This window comes from Paraburkholderia sp. CNPSo 3281 (genome assembly GCF_024206515.1).
Taxonomy (GTDB): domain Bacteria; phylum Pseudomonadota; class Gammaproteobacteria; order Burkholderiales; family Burkholderiaceae; genus Paraburkholderia; species Paraburkholderia nodosa.
The window spans coordinates 16430-33728 of sequence record NZ_JAMBPS010000027.1; the positions used below are offsets into that span (position 1 = coordinate 16430).

General features: G+C 64.0%; 12 protein-coding genes and 1 pseudogene. 10 read left to right on the plus strand and 3 right to left on the minus strand.

The genetic code is table 11. The features are described from left to right. Nucleotides 1-32 precede the first annotated feature (32 nt). Both M3I56_RS23820 and M3I56_RS23825 read right to left on the minus strand, forming a co-directional pair. The gene (locus tag M3I56_RS23820; RefSeq protein ID WP_254356100.1) at nt 33-1061 is read right to left on the minus strand and encodes a hypothetical protein; all 1029 of its coding nucleotides are present in this window, start codon (nt 1059-1061) and stop codon (nt 33-35) included. After that, nucleotides 1021-3003, minus strand: a complete 1983-nt coding sequence (locus M3I56_RS23825; protein ID WP_254356101.1) for a primary-amine oxidase — start codon at nt 3001-3003, stop codon at nt 1021-1023. Before M3I56_RS23825 ends, M3I56_RS23820 begins: the two co-directional genes overlap by 41 nt. 206 nt (nt 3004-3209) lie before the next feature. Between M3I56_RS23825 and M3I56_RS23830 the strand changes: the two genes are divergently transcribed. From M3I56_RS23830 to M3I56_RS23870, 9 genes and pseudogenes are all read left to right on the plus strand, one after another. Continuing rightward, nucleotides 3210-4226, plus strand: a complete 1017-nt coding sequence (locus M3I56_RS23830) for an AraC family transcriptional regulator (RefSeq protein ID WP_254356102.1) — start codon at nt 3210-3212, stop codon at nt 4224-4226. Between the two features lie 356 nt (nt 4227-4582). After that, entirely contained in the window at nt 4583-5992 is a 1410-nt protein-coding gene (locus tag M3I56_RS23835) for an APC family permease (RefSeq protein ID WP_254356103.1), read from the plus strand. A 139-nt stretch (nt 5993-6131) separates the two neighbouring features. Further along, nucleotides 6132-7343, plus strand: coding sequence for a porin (locus M3I56_RS23840; RefSeq protein ID WP_254356104.1), 1212 nt, complete (start codon nt 6132-6134; stop codon nt 7341-7343). Between the two features lie 120 nt (nt 7344-7463). After that, a complete protein-coding gene (locus M3I56_RS23845; RefSeq protein WP_254356105.1) occupies nt 7464-8207 on the plus strand; it encodes a (Fe-S)-binding protein in 744 nt (247 codons plus the stop codon). Next, nucleotides 8204-9598 carry a lactate utilization protein B gene (locus M3I56_RS23850; RefSeq protein ID WP_254356106.1) on the plus strand — a complete coding sequence of 465 codons (1395 nt, stop codon included), beginning with the start codon at nt 8204-8206 and terminating at the stop codon, nt 9596-9598. The genes M3I56_RS23845 and M3I56_RS23850 overlap by 4 nt, the downstream gene beginning before the upstream one ends. Further along, on the plus strand, nt 9585-10172 hold the full coding sequence (locus tag M3I56_RS23855; RefSeq protein ID WP_254356107.1) for an LUD domain-containing protein: 588 nt from the start codon (nt 9585-9587) through the stop codon (nt 10170-10172). The genes M3I56_RS23850 and M3I56_RS23855 overlap by 14 nt, the downstream gene beginning before the upstream one ends. A 12-nt stretch (nt 10173-10184) precedes the next feature. After that, the gene (locus M3I56_RS23860; protein ID WP_254356108.1) at nt 10185-12416 is read left to right on the plus strand and encodes a sodium:proton antiporter; all 2232 of its coding nucleotides are present in this window, start codon (nt 10185-10187) and stop codon (nt 12414-12416) included. Then, nucleotides 12413-13219, plus strand: coding sequence for a hypothetical protein (locus M3I56_RS23865; RefSeq protein ID WP_254356109.1), 807 nt, complete (start codon nt 12413-12415; stop codon nt 13217-13219). The genes M3I56_RS23860 and M3I56_RS23865 overlap by 4 nt, the downstream gene beginning before the upstream one ends. Before the next feature lie 64 nt (nt 13220-13283). Then, nucleotides 13284-13514 (plus strand): annotated as a pseudogene (locus M3I56_RS23870) (hypothetical protein); the annotation flags it as partial. A gap of 262 nt (nt 13515-13776) precedes the next feature. Here the strand turns inward: M3I56_RS23870 and M3I56_RS23875 are convergent. Next, complete coding sequence (locus tag M3I56_RS23875) at nt 13777-15129, minus strand: NYN domain-containing protein (protein ID WP_254356110.1); 1353 nt, start codon at nt 15127-15129, stop codon at nt 13777-13779. 281 nt (nt 15130-15410) lie between these two features. On the opposite strand from M3I56_RS23875, the gene M3I56_RS23880 reads away from it, so the two are divergent. Further along, the gene (locus M3I56_RS23880; protein WP_254356111.1) at nt 15411-17288 is read left to right on the plus strand and encodes an alkaline phosphatase family protein; all 1878 of its coding nucleotides are present in this window, start codon (nt 15411-15413) and stop codon (nt 17286-17288) included. Nucleotides 17289-17299: the final 11 nt, after the last annotated feature.

A 17299-nucleotide genomic window follows, 5' to 3' on the forward strand; every position in this document is an offset into this window, starting at 1 on the left:
GTAGCAATGCGAACGTTTCTTCGGTGATTGTTTCAGCGTAAGTCGATTGTGCTGCCCGCAGCGAGTGCGGCTGAAGCAGCGTAGGGCGCGTGCGTAGGGAATCGGCGTGGCGTCGCGAATGCGTATGCACATGCAAGATTGAGCGCGCCGCCAACGAGGAACAGCGCGTAAAAGCCTTGTCCAAAGCCCCATGACGTGGTGGCGAGCGCCGCGCCTGCAAGCATGCCTGCGTGATGCGCGAGGCCGGGGCAGCCGGCACCCGACGCGCGAGACGCTCGGCCGCCGCGCATGAGCGTGGGGAGCGTCAGGTAATCGAGCACGGCGAATGCGGGGGCAGCGAGCGCAGCCCACGGCGCGAGACAATCGAACGTGAGCGAGGCGAGCAGCGAGCCGCGCAATACGAAGAGCACGAGCAGCGCGCGCCGGTAATCGACGCGATCGGCGAGCCAGCCTGCGAGACTCACCACGGCGAGCGACGTCACTACCTGCGTCACGGATATCGGAGCGCCACCGCAGAGCGCAAAAAACTGGAAGCGCGCGAGCACGCCGCTCGATAGGCCCGCAAGCAGCGCGGGTGCGGTGAGCAGTATGCCGTTGTGCCACACTGGCGCCGTTGCGTGCGTATGCATCGATCGTGCCGCGCCATCACGCGCGCACCGCAAGTGCGCACACGCAGCGGCGATCAGGGCGATGCCGCCCAGGATGAGCGGCGTCTGCGCGAGCGTTGCACCTGCGCGCGCGCCGGCGCTCATTGCCGCGATCGTGAGGACGAGTGCGCTCGCGATCGGCACGGTGGCACGCGTCGCGATGCAGCGAGCAAGCGTGCCTGGGATCAGCGCCATCGCAAGCAAGGCAAGCGCGCTCGCGGCGAATGCGGCAAACGGCGCGCCGGCCTGCATCGCCGCGATCATGACGCCTCCAGCAAGCGCGCTCGCGCCGCCTGTGATCGACGCCCAGACACACAGCGGACGTCCCGCGTGCATCACAGCAAGGCGGCGCTCGCGCGGCATCATCGCGTGCTCACTGCTTGCTGCGGCAGCACGATTTTGCTTCGGGCGCATTTGCATCGTCCTGCACGCTATGCGGATCGCGCCCGCCCGGCAGGTCCATCGCGGGATTGCCATAGAAGAAGTTGTTGGGCTTGAGCATGAAGCCCGCATACTCCACCGGCATCACGGGGAAATCCTCGGGCTTGCACACGTGCGTGTGGCCGAAGCTGTGCCACAGCACGATGTCCTCGTTCTCCACGTTGCGGTTCGCCTCGATATAGCGCGGCAGGCCGTCGCCGCCCGCGTGCTGGTTCGGATAGTCGCCGCTCGCGTAGCGCTGCGTCGCGTCGTACGGCGTGACCCACACGTGGCGTGTGGCAAAGCCGCCGCGCTGGCGCACTTTCGAGTTGGGATCGGCGAGCATGAGCGGCGAGTCGTTGATGATGAGCTTGTAGCCCGGATTCGCACCCACGCGGTTTTTCACGTTCGGGTTCACGACTTTCCAGAAACGCCCGGTTTGACCGTTGGCGTTACGCGCCGCTTCCTGCTCGGTCTTGAGCACGCGCTTGCTCGTATCGAATACGTTGCCGTACGGATTCTCGGCACCCATCGCGCGCGGCGTGAATTCATGCTCGGTGACGGAGTTCTTCTCGCCATCCACCATCATGTGCAGGCGCGCGTTGAAGAAGTGCTGATGCGTCGGGCCGCCCAGGTTTTCGGTGACCATGCCGCCCCACGGATACGTGTCGCCGTCCGCCACCGCCGAGGTCTGGATGATGCCCGTGAGCTTGCATTCGAGCTGGATCGTGCCGTCCTGATAGAAGTACCAGTAAAAGCCGTAGTCGTAATTGCCCACCGTCGCGAAGAACGAGATCACGAGCCGGCGCGAGCGGCGCATCTCGAACACGCCGGTGCGGAACTCGTAGTGTTTCCAGAGCGTGCCGTAATCTTCTTCGTGCAGGCACACCGCATTCTTCATCGTGAAGCCGTTGCCGAAGTCGTCGGCGGACGGAATGTCGAAATAGCGGATCGTGCCGAGGCAATCGCAGCCGAGTTCGAGCTGGTTCGCGAGCTTGCCGAGTCCGTATTCGCCCGCATCGAATGCGCTTTTCCAGTAGTGGTTCGTCGTGGGGTCCGAGTAGGGCACGCACATCTCGGTCACGCTCGCGCGGTAGACGATCGGGCGCGGCGCGCTCTTGCCGTCGTCCCACGTGATCTGGTGCAGCACGAGCCCTTCGCGCGGCGTGAAGCCCACGCGGAATTTCCAGTTCTGCCAACTAACCTGCCAGCCGTCTATCGTGAAGCTCGGGCCTTCGGGCTGGCTGATGGAGAGCGGCTTGACGGTGGCGCGAGGCGCGCCGAGGCTCGGCGTGTCGTAGTTATGCTTTGCGCGCGGAATGGGGATGATGCGGCCGTCGTCGATCAGCTCGATCACCTTGTGCGCGAGCAGGTCCACCACGGCGACGACGCCTTCGATGGGGTGCGCGTAACCATTGTCGGTCAGGGACTCGCGGTAGTAGCTCACGCAGCGCACGAGGCGGCGACCATTCTCGTTCGGGCGGTCGAATGCGCCCGCGGAGAACGGGTCGACCTGCACGCGCTCGAGTTCGTCTTCGGTAAGGCCGCGCTTTTTCACGGCCTTGCGCCATGTGGCGTCTTCCTTGACGATGCGCTCCGCATTCATGAAGTCTTCGATCATCACGGGCGGTTGGCCATAGGGCGCGCTTTGCAAGGCGAGCGCCTTGCGCGATTCCACTTTCTTCTCGCGCAGGTCCACGACGAATTCGAGCGTCTGGATGCGGGTGCGATCGATTGCGATGACGAAGGCGCGGCGCGAGTAGTAATCGCCATGCTTGTACGCGAGCACTTCCGCCTTGGGCGGCTCGCGCAATTCGGTGACAGGAAAGCGCCCATATTCATCGAGTTGCTCCGCGGCTTTCACGATGTCACAGGCAAGCTGCATTTCGGCGAGGCTCAACGGGTCGAGCGGATGCGCATTCGGATTCGTGTTCATAAGCATTTCGTAAGGATGACGTTGGGCGCAACAGGGCATGGGACGGTTTGAAGAATCCGCATTCGTCTCACGCGATGTCGATGGGTCAATCGTAGAAACGCCGTATTTTTTTCGCGCTTGCAAAACGCGCCAAAGGGGCGATAGAGTGCGCCAGAGACGATCGATGATTAAAACGTCGGCACATACAGGCCCTAATGGAGAGAGACATGAAAAGAGTGCCTGTCAATAGCGGTTTCCCAATGATTCGCGGTGCCGTGATGGGTCCCATCGTGCGTGCACTCGACGCTGCTGGTGCGGACTGCGATGCATTGCTGGCCGAGTTCGGTCTGAGTCGCCGGCAGCTTTCCAACCCCTATGAAATCGTGGCGCTGGGGCGTTACGTGGGCGCGTTCGAACGCGCGGCGCAGATGCTCGACGAACCCTTTCTCGGCCTGCGTTTAGGCACCGAATTGCAGCTCACGGAACTGGGGCCGGCTGGCCTCGTGTTCATGTCGTCGCCCACGCTCGGTGCCGCAATCCGCAAGTTCACCGATACGCTCGGCTCGTGGCAAAGCGCGACGGCCGTCGATCTCGTGAGCGACAACGCATGGCCGATGTGGAGCTATCGCATCGCGCATGCGCAGATCTGGCCGCGCCGCCAGGACGCCGAGTACAGCGTATCCGCCATGTGCCACATGATTCGCCAGGTGCGGGGCGCGGCGTGGACGCCGTGTGAGATTCATTTCGAGCACGCGGCACCCGAGGACCTCAAGCCCTATTTGCGCCTCTTTCGCGTGCCGGTGCGCTTCCAGCAGCCGGCAAACGGCGTGGTCATGCATCCGCACGATCTCGACACGCCGCTCAAGAGTGCCGACGTGCAGATGGCGCGCATGATGGAGCGCCACGCCACCGACCTTATTTCGCGCGACACGATCCCGCATACCCTCGTGGACCAGGTGCGCGATCTCGTCACGCGCCGGCTCGCGCGCGAGAAGCTCGTGGTCGGCGATATCGCCAAGGACCTCGGGCTTTCGGACCGCTCCTTGCAGCGGCATCTCGCCGATGCCGGGACCTCCGTGCGCCAGATCATTCGCGAAGAGCGCGAGCGCAGCGTGGCGGTGCTGCGCGAGCAGGAGGGCATGACCAATGCGGCCGTGGCCCGCGCAGTGGGTTATGCCGACGCCACCGTGCTATGGCGTGCGACGCGCAACTGGGGCCGAGCAGGCGCCAAGCGAACCCGTTAGCGCGCAAATCGTGAAAGCGAATTGATGGCTTCCCGTAAGTTTGTAGGCTGAATGAAGTACGAATGCCCAATCCACGGCATTAATCAGGATGCCGAAGGTAATATCGACCGCTTCAAGCCGGGTAAGTGAAAACCCGCTCCAGCTCTGGCGCACTTTATCGAGTAATTGGCGCGTTGCGCCAAGCCGGCGGGTTTATTAGCTGCCTACCATGCGCTCAATCCGAATCGGGATATTTGATTCGTCGAGCGCCAGAGGCACGCGGTCCTTCATCGTGTCGTATGGCGAACCCAGAACAGACACCGGCAGAGGCAACGATGAACGAACCGTATTCTCCCGCTCACCTCGTTGGAGACAACGTGGCAGTGGACTCACATCGCGGCCTGCTCGGGCTTTGGCAGATCGTCTTTCTCGTCATTTCCGCAGCGGCGCCGCTCACCGGCATGCTGGGCGCGGTGCCGCCCGCCATCAGCCTTGGCAACGGCGCGGGCATTCCTGGCGCATTCGTGATCGCGGGCGTGGTGCTGCTCGTGTTCAGCGTGGGCTTCGCTTCGATGAGCCGCCACATCGTGCGCGCCGGCGCGTTCTACGCATATATCACGGCGGGGTTCGGCCGCCCCGTTGGCATGGCCGGCGCACTCGTCGCGCTGCTCTCGTACACGAGCATCCAGATCGCGCTGTACGGCCTGTTCGGCTTCTTCTGCACGGTGGTGCTCGGGCCATTGCTGCATGGTTCGCTGCCGTGGTACGTGTATTCATTCGCGTGCCTCGTGGTCGTGCAGTTCACCGGCATTCGCGGCATCGACTTGAACAGCCGCCTGCTCGGTGTGCTCATGTGCCTTGAACTCGGCATCCTGCTGCTGCTGAGCCTCGCGATCGTGATTCATCATGGCGGTCCGGATGGCTTCACGCTCGCGCCGTTTTCGCCGCGTCACGTCTTCAGCGGCCACCTCGGCATCGCGGTGATGTTCGCGCTCGCGTCGTTCATCGGCTTCGAGGCAACGGCGATCTACGGCAAGGAGTGCCGCGACCCGAAGGTCACGGTGCCGCGCGCCACTTATGTCTCCGTTACGCTGATTCTCGTGTTCTTTGCGTTCGTCACGTGGGCCATTGTTTGTGCCTATGGCATCGGCAACGTCGCGGACGTCGCGACGAAGCAGCCGGGCGACTTCTGGTTCATCCAGTCGACGAAGTACCTGGGCGGCGCGATGACCACGACGATGAGCTTCCTGCTGCTTTCCAGCATCTTCGCGAGCCTGCTGTCGTTCCACAACACGATCGTGCGTTACATCCACGCGCTCTCGGGTGAGGGGATTCTTCCCGCAGTGCTCGACCGCCTGCATCCGAAGTACGGATCGCCGTATCTCGCGAGCTATCTGCAGACGCTTTCGGTCGCTGTGCCGGTGGGCCTTTTCGTAGTCGCGGGCAGCGATCCGTTCAATATCGTGTTCAGTTGGGGCTCGGCGCTCGGCACCATCGGCATCGTCATGTTGCAGGCGGTCACGAGTTTCTCGGTGGCGGCGTTTTTCCGTGCCACGAAGAAGGATACGCGCGTCTGGCACGCGTTCCTCGCGCCGGTGCTCGGTGGCTGCGGTCTGCTCTCCATCGGCATCGTGCTGATCGGCAATCTCGACGCGCTCGCCGGCTCCAATAGCCCCGTTGTGCGCGCGTTCCCGTGGGTCGTGCTCGCGGTGGCGCTGATCGGCGTGATGATCGCCTTCGTGCTCAAGCGTTCGCGGCCGGACATCTACGCGCGCTTCGGCCAATAGGAAACGCCCGGGACGCGCTTCGCGCGAAGCCCCCGATTCACGCAGTTCCTGACGAGTGTGGCGCGATCTCCGGCGCCGCGCTCCGGCCGCGCACGTGCATGCAGCGCAGGGGCCCACCTCTTTTCGAACAGACAACGACATGGCAAATATCGTCAAGCGCACGGCGCTGGCGCTGGCTTCGTGCGCCCTCGCGATTAGCGCACACGCGCAATCTTCAGTCACGCTCTACGGCACGGTGGACGCGGGCCTCATTTATTCGACCAACCAGCAGACCACGCACGCAGACGGCAGCACGAGCGGCCACGCGAACTGGCAGCTGGGCGGCGGCAACCTCGTGCCGTCGCGCTGGGGCCTCACGGGCAGCGAAGACATTGGCGGCGGCACGAGCGTCAACTTCACGCTCGAAAACAGCTTCTTCTCGCAGAACGGCGCGCTATTGCAGGGCGGTACGCTCTTCAATCGCAACGCCTGGGTGGGCGTTGCGAACAGCCGCTACGGCACGCTCACGCTGGGCCGCCAGTACGATCCGTTTTCCGACGATCTGGGCGCTTATGTGTCGAGCAACAACTGGGCGACGCTCTATGGCTCGCACTTGGGCGACGTGGACAATCTCAACGAAGCGTTCAACTTCAATAACTCGATCAAATACATGAGTCCCAGTTTCGGCGGCTTCACGCTAGGCGGCCTGTTCAGTTTTGGCGGCGTGGCGGGGAACTTCTCGCAGAACCGCGGCTGGTCGGTGGCTGCGAATTACGCCAACGGGCCGCTTTCGCTTTCTGCCGGTTACCTCGAGTTGCGCAATCCGCTGCAGGCAGCGCTGGGCGGAGAAGCCGGCTATATCGGTGACTTCAGTTGCAGCAATCCGAGTGCATCGTACTGCGAACTTCAGAATGCCCAGCGCGTGAGTATTTTCGGCGCGGGCGGCTCGTACGCGTTCGACAAGGTCAGCGTGGCGCTCAGCTATACGCATACGCGTCTCTCGCAGAGTCTCTATTTCGCGGATGCGGCGCGGCCGCAGGGCGCGGACGTCTCGTTCGATATTGCCGAGCTGAATACGTCGTGGCAATACTCGCCCGCGCTGCAGTTCGGCTTCGCCTATATCTTCAACGACGCGCATCCGGACGGCGGCTCGTCCACGCGGCTTCACCAGATCAATCTGGGCGCGGTGTACAGCCTCTCCAAGCGCACGGCGGTTTATGCGGTGGCGATCGGCCAGAAGTCGTCGGGGGCCGGTCTTGGGATCGATGCCGCGAGCGGGGCGACGCAGAACCTGGCGCAGATCCCGAACCTCGTGAATTCGAACACCGACAAGCAGCTTGCCGTGATCGCGGGCATTCGCCATAACTTTTGAGCGAAAAGCCGCGGCGCAGCATGATGCGCCGCGGCAACCCGCAGCGCGTACACGCTTCGCGCGACGCCCGCGCCGTTCGGCAGTAGAATGTTCGGGTCCGCTTTTCGTGTGAGCCCGCGCATGAAAGTTGCCTTGTTCGTCCCTTGCTTCATCGACGCGTTCTACCCCGAAGTCGCAATCGCCACACTGGAACTGCTGGAGCGGTTCGGCTGCGAGGTCGACTATCCGCTCGAACAAACCTGCTGCGGCCAGCCCATGGCCAACAGCGGCGCGCAGGCCGAGGCAGCCGGCGCGGAGCGGGTGTTTGCGCGCGCCTTCGCGGGCTACGACTATATCGTCGGGCCTTCGGCGAGCTGCGTGAATCACGTGCGCGACCACTTCACCGCGATCGAGCAGACCGACGCCGTGCGCAAGGTGCGCGAGAGCACCTATGAGCTCGTCGAGTTCCTGCATGACGTGCTGGGCGCGCGCGAATTCCCCTGGGCCGAATTTCCGTGGCGCGTGGGTTTGCACAATAGCTGCAGCGCGCTGCGCCATTTGCAGGAAGCTTCCGTTTCGGAAATCGCGGGTCCGACATTCTCGAAGCCGCTCGCACTGCTCGAACATGTGAAGGGCATCGAGTTCGTGAAGCCGGCGCGTCCCGACGAATGCTGCGGCTTCGGCGGCACGTTCGCCGTGACCGAAGAAGCGGTGTCGGTGCGCATGGGACAGGACAAGGTGGTCGATCACGTGAGCGCGGGCGCACAATACATCGTTTCTGCCGACATGTCCTGCCTCATGCACCAGCAGGGCTGCGCCGAGCGCATGAGCGCGGACATCCGCTTCATCCATATTGCCCAGGTGCTCAACGGAGCGCGCGAATGAAGCGAGTCGAACACGCGAAGCTCGCTGGCACGTTTCTCTCTCGGCCGGAGCACGTCGCCTTCCACGACAAGCGTCTGTGGGACTTGCGCTCGAAGCGCGACGCCCAGGCGCACGCCATTCCCGAATGGGAAATGCTGCGCACGCTCGCCTCGCAAATCAAGGCGCATACACTTTCGCATCTCGCCGACTACCTCGACCATTTCACGCGCACGGCGCAAGCCAATGGCGTGCAGGTCCATTTCGCGGATACGGCCGAGGAACACAACGAAATCGTTTATCGCATCCTGAGCGAGCGCGGCATGACGGCGCTCGTGAAGAGCAAGTCGATGCTCACCGACGAGTGCGAAATGCGCCCGTACCTGGAGTCGCGCGGCATTTCGGTGATGGAAACCGACCTTGGCGAGCGCATCCAGCAGCTCGACAAGCAGCCGCCCAGCCATATCGTCGTGCCCGCCGTGCACAAGCTGCGCGACGACGTGGCCGAAGTGTTCGGCCGCACCATCGGCACGGATCCGCACAACAACGACATTCACTATCTGGCGGAAAGCCAGCGTATGAACACGCGGCCGTGGTTCGTGCGCGAGAAAACGGCGGGCATGACCGGGTGCAATTTCGCGGTGGCCGAAACGGGCACGGTGGTGGTGTGCACCAACGAGGGCAACGCGGACCTTTCCGCCAACGTGCCGCCGCTGCACATCGTCTCAATGGGCATCGAGAAGCTGATTCCGCGCCTGTCCGATCTCGGCGTATTCGTGCGTATGCTCTCGCGCAGCGCGCTCGGCTCGCCGATCACGCAATACACCTCGCATTTCCGCGCGCCGCGGCCCGGTGCGGAAATGCATTTCGTGCTCGTCGACAACGGCCGGTCCGAGCGGCTCGCCATGCCCGAGTTCTGGTATTCGCTCAAATGCATTCGCTGCGGCGCGTGCATGAATACCTGTCCCGTGTACCGGCGCAGCGGCGGCCTCTCGTACGGCAGCACCTATGCGGGGCCAATAGGCGCGATCATCAATCCGACCTTCGACCTCAAACGCTTCAGCGCGTTGCCGTTCGCTTCGACGCTCAACGGCAGTTGCACGAATGTGTGCCCCGTGAAGATCAATATTCACGAGCAGATTTACCAGTGGCGGCAGGTCATCGCGGCACAGCACGAAGTGCCGTTCGTGAAGCAGGAAGTGCTGAAGATGGCTGGCCGATTGCTCGGCAGTCCGACGCTTTATCGCGGCACGGTGAAGTCGCTCGAGGGCGCGTTGCGGCGCTTGCCGAACTTCATGCTCTACAACCCGCTCAATATTTGGGGCAAACAGCGCGATCTGCCGCATGTGCCGCATACCACGTTCCACACGTGGTACCGGAAAAACCGCAAGGGAGGCGGCGATGGCGGATCGTGAGGCGTTCCTCGCGCGCGTGCGCGCCGCGCAGCCAGCGCACGAACCGTTGCCCGAGGTGCCGCTGTTCGAAGCGCCCGCGGGAGATCTGCGCGAGCGCTTTGGCGCCGCGCTCAAACTGATGGGCGGCAGCGAGACGCAGGTGCAAAGCGCGGCCGACGTGCGCGCCATGATCTTGCGCCGTTTTGGCAGCGAGGCGCGTATCGCGTCGGCCACGCCAGAGGTGCAGGGCACGCGCGAGATCAGCGCCGCCACGAAGCCGGCCTCGCTCGAAGACGTCGACGTGGGTGTCGTGCGCGCGCGCTTCGGCGTGGCGGAAACGGGGTCGCTGTGGCTGAGCGAGCGCGAGTACGTGGTGAACGCGCTCGGCTATATCGTGCAGCATCTCGTGGTGCTGCTCGATCCCGCGCAACTGGTGGCAGGGCTGCAGGACGCATACCGGCGCGACGATTTTCTCAGCGCGCGCTACGCTGCGCTCGTCACGGGGCCGTCCGCGACGGCCGATATCGAAGGCGTGCTGATCCAGGGGGCACAAGGGGTGAGGTCGTTGACGGTGGTGTGGCTGCCGGCGCCGTGACGGTTGCACGCCATGGTCATCCACGTCCTTCTCCTGAGCGGCTTTCTGTTGGCGAGTATCGCCCTCGTCCAGGCGGTGAGCCTGCGCTGGTCGATTTCCGAATCGGTCCTGCTCGCCGCGTGGGGTTTCACGCTGGGCGGCATCTATCTCGTGAGCGGCGAGGCCTGGCCCACGCTCGCCGCTAACTTCGTGATGCCTGCGCTTGCGCCTCGGCTGCCGCCCGAGGCTTACCTGTGGATTTTCCTGCCGCCGCTGCTGTTCCAGGCCGCGCTCAGCGTGAACGTGCGCGAGATGCTCGGCGACTCGGCGCCCATTCTGCTGCTTGCCGTGGTGGCCGTGTTCGTTACGACCGGCATGGTGGGCGGCGCGATCCGGCTCACAGGTCTCGGTCCGCTCGTCGACGGCCTCCTGCTCGGCGCGATGATCGCGACGACCGACCCTTCCGCCGTGCTCGCCGTGTTTCGTGAAGTGGGCGCGCCCGAGCGGCTCGTGCGCCTCGTGGAAGGCGAGAGCCTGCTCAACGACGCAGCCGCGATTGCGATTGCCAGCGTGCTGATCGCCGCGATCACGGGAGACGCCGCCAATGTCTCGGCAACGGCCGCGCTGCGCACGCTCGGCATCGCGCTTGGCGGTGGGCTGCTGGTTGGCGCGCTGGCCGGGCGCGCGTTCGCGTGGCTCCTGCCGGCGCTGGGCGGCGAGGGTAAAGCTGAAATCTCGCTCAGTTTCGCGCTGCCGTATCCGCTCTATCTCCTCGCCGACCAGACGTTGCACGTCTCGGGCGTGGTGGCCGTGGTTGCGGCCGGGCTCGTCATTAGCGGTCTGGGAAGCACGCGCCTGTCGCCTGTCAACTGGAAGCATCTGCAACTGATCTGGGAACAGATCGCGGCCATGGCGGGCGCTGCGATCTTTCTGCTCGCGGCCATGCAGATTCCCGCGACGCTGCGTAACGCGCAGTGGATCGATCTCGTTGCGCTCGCCGTCGTGGTGGTGGCGGCGTTCGCGGCGCGCGTCGTCGTGGTGTTCGGCATGCTGCCGCTACTGAGCCGAATGCGGCTCACCGAGCCCGTGAGCGCCGCCTACGAGCTCGTGATCGCGTGGGGCGGACTGCGCGGCGCGGTGACGCTCGTGCTCGCGCTCGGCCTCGCGCAGGACACGGCGCTGCCCGATTCCACGCGCCGCTTCGTCGCGATTCTCGCGACTGGCTTCGTGCTCGTGAGCCTGATCGTGAACGGCACGTCGCTCAAACTGCTGATCCGGCGGCTGCACCTCGATCTGCTTTCGCCGCAGGAGCAGGCGCTGCAGCAGAAGGCGGTGCAGCTTTCGTCGATCGGCGTCTCCGAACGCGTGCATATGGCGGCACGCACCTTTCACATTCCCGATGCGATCGCCGACCAGGCCTGCCATACGTTCCGGCGCAGCGTCGACATGAGCGCGACTGCATTCGATTTCGAAGCGGCGCTCTCCGACCGTGAGCGTCTTGTGATCGGCCTCGTCACGCTCGCGGCGAAGGAGCGCGACCTCATTCCGCAGTATGGCAGCGGCATCATCACGATCCGCAATCTCGACGCCATGATGCGCAACACCGACGCCATGATCGAAGAGGCGCGCGTAGGCGGGCGCCTCGGTTATCAGCGCGCCGCCGCAAAAATACTGGCGGATACGATTGAGATGCGCGTCGCACGATTGCTTTATCGCTGGCTACGCGTGCGGCAGCCGTATGGCGACGCGCTCGCCGATCGATTCGAACTCCTGATGTGCCGCCGGGTCGTGCTGCATCAGCTGATCGTCTTCAACGACCGAAGCCTCACGCCGTTGCTGGGCGAGCGTCTCGCGGCGCTGCTCAAGACGATACTCAGGGCGCGCATCGCGACGGCCGAGCATGGGCTTGCGGACGTGCGCCATTGCTTCGGCCAGGCTTCGGACGTGCTCGAGCGGCGCATGCTGCTGCTCTACGCGCTGCGGGAAGGGCGCGAACGCGTGCAGGCCATGTATGAGGACCGCTCCATTTCGAAGGAGATCTACGATTCGATCAAGCGCGAACTGGACACCGCGTGGAAGCTCGCCGTACCGCGGGCGCATCCGGATCTCGTGCCGGGCGAGACGCAGGCAAAGGCGATTCATACGCGCATCGACGCATTGAGCGTCGGCGGCGCCGAAGCGTACACAGAGCCTGCAAAGGCGCGCCCCGACACCGCCGCACAGGTGGAAAACGCCGCCGCCGATGAACGGAGGCCGTCGCCATGACCGAAATTCAGCAGGCCTTGCTCGTGTTCGCGCTATTGCTCGGGGGCACGGGCCTCGGCGTGCTGTTGCGACCGTTGTTGCCCGAGGAGCATCGCAAGCATGAAACCGTGCAGCTCGTGCAACTCGTGATCGGCATGCTGGTGACCTTTGCGGCGCTCGTGCTGAGCCTGCTCACCGCGTCGGCGAAATCGAGCTTCGATACGGCGACCAACGACATGCGCGCCTACGCCGCCAACCTGATCCAGCTCGATCAACGCCTGCGCGAATACGGTCCCGACGCGGCCGCGGCGCGCACCTTGCTGCGCGCCTATACGGCAAGCGCCATCGCCTCGACCTGGGCGCAGGAAAAGCCGCCGTCGGGCAACTACTATCCGCATGATCCGGGCGTCGGCAACGACGAACTCGAAAGCCGGCCACTCGGCGCGCTGCTCGACTCGGTAGGGCATGAAATCGAAACGCTCGCGCCACACGACGCCTACCACCAGGCGCTCGTGAGCCCGCTCTCGCAGATGTTCGACCGCGTGACCGATACGCGCTGGCGTCTCATCGAAGAGGCGCATGGCACGATTTCGCGGCCGTTCTTCACGATGCTCGCGCTCTGGCTGATCCTGATCTTCCTGAGCTTCGGGCTCGTCGCGCCGCGTAACGCGCTGGCGATCGTGCTGATCGTGCTCGGCGCGGTGTCGATTTCGTCGGCGGTCTATGTGATCGCCGACCTCGATACGCCGTTCACGGGGCAGCTCGTGGTGCCGAGCGATTCGATGCGCGACGCGCTCGCGCACATGAATGCGCCGGCGACGTAGCGACGCGAGCGCGCCACTGCGCTAGACTCGCGCGACGTGACGCGTACAGGAAAGGAGGTTTGCAATGTTGCGCAAGACGCTCAATGCTTCGCGGCTGCAGGAGGAAGTGCACCGGCGCATCCACAAGCTCCAGGAAGTGGTCGACGACGGCGTGAAGATCGGCGTGCCGCGCCCGCAGTTGCAGGAGCCCGACCGCAGCGGCTGCAACTGGACGATGCAGCACTTTCATAACGCGGCTGGCTTCGAAGCGAGCGTGGCGCGCGTGCTGGAGCAGGTGCGGTCCGAATACAACCTCCCACAGGCACAGGATGAAGCCGTGGAGGACGATGCCGACGAGGCGGCCGACGCACACGATCCGTTCGGCGGATCGAAACCGGCGCAGGCCGCGAAGCCGTTTGGAGCGGCTAGACCGTCGGGCAAGCAGGATCCTTTCGGCGATACCACGCCCGCGAGTGAGGAAGCGCCGCCTGCGAAGGGCAAGCGCCCCGCGAATCCGTTCGGCGATTGACCGATGCGCCGCGCGCCGCCCACGGCGAGCGGCGCGCGTGGCGCAATATTCAGCTTTCTTCCGCAGTGGCCTTGCTGCGCGCGCGGCGCGCACGCGACGGTGCTTTCTTTGCAGCGGGCTCGGCCGGCGCTGCGGCCTCGCTCGCCGGTTCGTCCGCGGCGCTGGCCGGCGTCTCGGCTGCTTTCTTCGATGTCCTCTTGCGCGCGGGGCTCTTGCGAGCCGCCGTCTTGCGCGCTCGCGCGGGGGCGGGCGCGGCGGTCTCGACATTGGTGGCCTGTTCGGGCGCCTCGTATGCCTCTTGCGGCGCGCGGGTGCTCCCGTTCGCGTCGAATGGCTCGGCGGAGAAGGGCGGCGCGGCGTCGTGCCGATGCGCTGCGTGCGCGAGCGCTTCGACCGGCTCGAACGGAATCTCGCCTTGCGTCTCGACCGGTTGCTCGACTGCCGCTTCGCGCACGTCGGCCGCGCCGCTTCCACGCCCATTGCGGCGGCCCTTGCGCCTGCCGCGCGGCTCCTCGGCACGCGCCGCCGTGTTTTCCGGCGCTGACACACTGGCGGCGGCAGCCGCGAGCGGGGGCGGGTTCAGCCGTGACACCCACGTACCCGACTTGTCGTCGCGGCCCACTTCGAGCAGGCCGCGCGACTGCGCCTCTTCGAGCAGATTGCCAAACGCGCGGAAGCCGTAGCGCGTTTCGTTGAAGTCAGGCCGGCGGCGCTTGATGGCGCTCTTGAGCACGGAAGCCCAGATCTTGCCGCTTTCGCCACGCTCCAGCACGAGGGCGTCGAGCGTTTCGATCGCAAAGGCGACGGCTTTCGACTTGCGCTCGTCGCCGTCCTGCTTGGGCTGGCGCTCCTCGCCGCCCTGGCGCTTCGCGCCGCCGGCGTCCTTGCTCTTGCCCTTGCCATGCGTCTGCTGATCGCGCACGAGGTCGCGCACCAGATCGTCATAGAAGATGAATTCGTCGCAATTGGCAACGAGCAGGTCGGAGGTGGAGTCCTTCACGCCCACGCCGATCACCTTCTTGGCGTTTTCGCGCAGCTTCGAGACGAGCGGCGAAAAGTCGGAGTCGCCGCTCACGATTACGAACGTGTCCACGTGCGACTTCGTGTAGCAGAGATCGAGCGCATCCACGACGAGGCGGATATCGGCCGAATTCTTCCCCGACTGGCGCACGTGGGGAATTTCGATCAGCTCGAAGCTCGCTTCGTGCATCGCGGCCTTGAAGCCCTTGTAGCGCTCCCAGTCGCAATAGGCCTTCTTCACGACGATGCTGCCCTTGAGCAAGAGCCGCTCCAGCACGGGCTTGATATCGAAGCGGTCGATCTTCGCGTCGCGCACGCCGAGCGCGACGTTCTCGAAGTCGCAGAACACCGCCATGCTGACGTTTTCCTGTGGGGAGGCCATGTGATTGATTCGTTCCATCTACCGTTTGAATTCACATGATAGCCGGTTGCACAGCGATGGGCCGGGAATCGTCATAGTGGCGTGTCGCCCCGCGCACCTGTTAGTTGTGTGCGCAAGCATGGTTATCTGGAGCGGTTTTTGAACATGCGGCCGTAAAACGCAGTCATTTTCACATGTATCTAATTGCCTAACAGCTCCTTAACAAGTGTGTAACACAACTTACATAGACTTTCCGCGAGTCAAAATCCGTCGGGTGGTCCGACTTATAACGAGGGACAGTTGTGAAGAAAATACAGTCGCGCAGGGGGGCGCTCGCGATGCTGGCGAGCATCGGCGTAATGGCGGGGTTATCTGGTTGCGGAAGCAACGGTTCGGACGGCGGACCGAAGGTCACCGGTCAGGTGCTCGGCAGCTATATCCAGAATGCGGCGGTCTGCCTGGATGTGAACAACAATGGCAAGTGCGACCCGGGCGAGCCGGTCGCGCGCTCGGATGCCCAGGGCAAGTTCTCGATCTCCGATACGAGCAATGGGTCGTGGAAGTACATCGTTGCCGACCTGAGCGGCGCCACGGAGAACGACGCATCGGCCAAGAACATGGGCACGGCGTTCAACAGCACGGCTACGTTCCGTTCGCCGCGCGGCGTCAGTTCCGTCAGCGCGATCACCACGCAGCTTTCGCAACTGATGGACAGCGGCCTGTCGCAGTCGGATGCTCAAACGCAACTGGCGAACAAGATCGGCACGACGCCGGACACCCTGCTGGGCGACTTCAACACCAACGGCAACGCCGTGGTGAAGGCAGCGAGCGACCAGTACATTGCAACCGTCGCTTCGAGCAAGGCGATCAAGCACGTCTGGGTTATCGTGCTCGAAAACAAGAGCGCGGAATCGACGTACGGCACGACGGCCTCGGATTCGAACCAGGACCCGTACCTAAAATCGCTGATGCCGCAGGGCACGTTCCTCTCGAACTACTACGGCACCGGCCACGTTTCGCTCGACAATTACATATCGATGGTGTCGGGTCAGCCGTCGACGCACGACACCGAAACGGACTGCTTCCAGGTGTGGTCTGATATCGTGGATGCCGGCAACGACTCGGCGAACCCCAAAGTTCTCAAGGCAGGGACGGACGTAAACGGCCACCAGAGCGGCGGCTGCGTGTTCCCGGCTCGCGTGCAGCATATTGGCAACCAGATGGAACAAGCCAGGCTCACGTGGCGCAGCTACAACGAGGACATGGGCAACGACCTGAACCGTGACGGCACGAGAACCTGTTCGTTCCCGCGCCGTACCGCGCAGCTCGCGGGCACCGACCCGACGAAGGCTGTGGACGGCACGCAGGCCGCGCAGGCTCCTTCTGCTTCGGGTGACGTGGCGGGCGATGAGTACGCAACGCGCCATAATCCGTTCCCGTATTTCCATTCGACCATCGATGATCTGGCGAACTGCGACGCGCACGTGGTCAACCTGCAAGACGACCTGGCCACGGATCTTCAGTCGATTGCCACGACGCCGAACTTCTCCTTCATCACGCCGAACCTGTGTGACGATGGTCATGATGGTGACGGTACGGGCGCTGCGGGCAAGGGCTGCAAAAACGGTCAGCCTGGTGGTTTGGCTTCGATCGACGCGTTCCTGAAGAACACGATCCCGCTGATCCAGGCTTCGCCCGCCTACAAGCAGGACGGCCTGATCATCATCACCACGGACGAAGGCGTCGTGACAGGACTCACGCCGACAACGGCGGTCAGTGCAGATGGCACGACGCTTTCCCTGCTGGAGCCGGAGATGGGCAACCAGTGCCCTGGCTGCAACCAGCAAACGGGTCCGAACGTGACGCGTCCGGAACAGGTCACGATGTCCACGCTGCCGGTGGCTCAAGCAGCCCTGCTCGGTATCAACCCGGCGACGCTGCCTGCATCCGTGCAGAGCGTGTCGATTGCGTTGAACTACCTCGGAGTCGGTGGCGATCAGATTGGTACGCTTCTGCTGTCGCCGTTCATCAAGGGCGGTCACGTGGATAGTACGGGCTACAACCACTACGCGATGCTGCGTTCGCTCGAAGACAACTTCGGCATGGGCTCGTATCTCGGCTACGCTGATGATGCATCGCTCAAGCCGATCTTCACGTCGGCCAACATCGATAACCGCTAATCCCTGGCGGT

Coding starts and splice junctions, on each gene's coding strand:
- M3I56_RS23820 (WP_254356100.1), bottom strand. CDS start 1,061: ATGCGCCCGAAGCAAAATCGTGCTGCCGCAGCAAGCAGTGAGCACGCG.
- M3I56_RS23825 (WP_254356101.1), bottom strand. CDS start 3,003: ATGAACACGAATCCGAATGCGCATCCGCTCGACCCGTTGAGCCTCGCC.
- M3I56_RS23830 (WP_254356102.1), top strand. CDS start 3,210: ATGAAAAGAGTGCCTGTCAATAGCGGTTTCCCAATGATTCGCGGTGCC.
- M3I56_RS23840 (WP_254356104.1), top strand. CDS start 6,132: ATGGCAAATATCGTCAAGCGCACGGCGCTGGCGCTGGCTTCGTGCGCC.
- M3I56_RS23845 (WP_254356105.1), top strand. CDS start 7,464: ATGAAAGTTGCCTTGTTCGTCCCTTGCTTCATCGACGCGTTCTACCCC.
- M3I56_RS23850 (WP_254356106.1), top strand. CDS start 8,204: ATGAAGCGAGTCGAACACGCGAAGCTCGCTGGCACGTTTCTCTCTCGG.
- M3I56_RS23855 (WP_254356107.1), top strand. CDS start 9,585: ATGGCGGATCGTGAGGCGTTCCTCGCGCGCGTGCGCGCCGCGCAGCCA.
- M3I56_RS23860 (WP_254356108.1), top strand. CDS start 10,185: ATGGTCATCCACGTCCTTCTCCTGAGCGGCTTTCTGTTGGCGAGTATC.
- M3I56_RS23865 (WP_254356109.1), top strand. CDS start 12,413: ATGACCGAAATTCAGCAGGCCTTGCTCGTGTTCGCGCTATTGCTCGGG.
- M3I56_RS23875 (WP_254356110.1), bottom strand. CDS start 15,129: ATGGCCTCCCCACAGGAAAACGTCAGCATGGCGGTGTTCTGCGACTTC.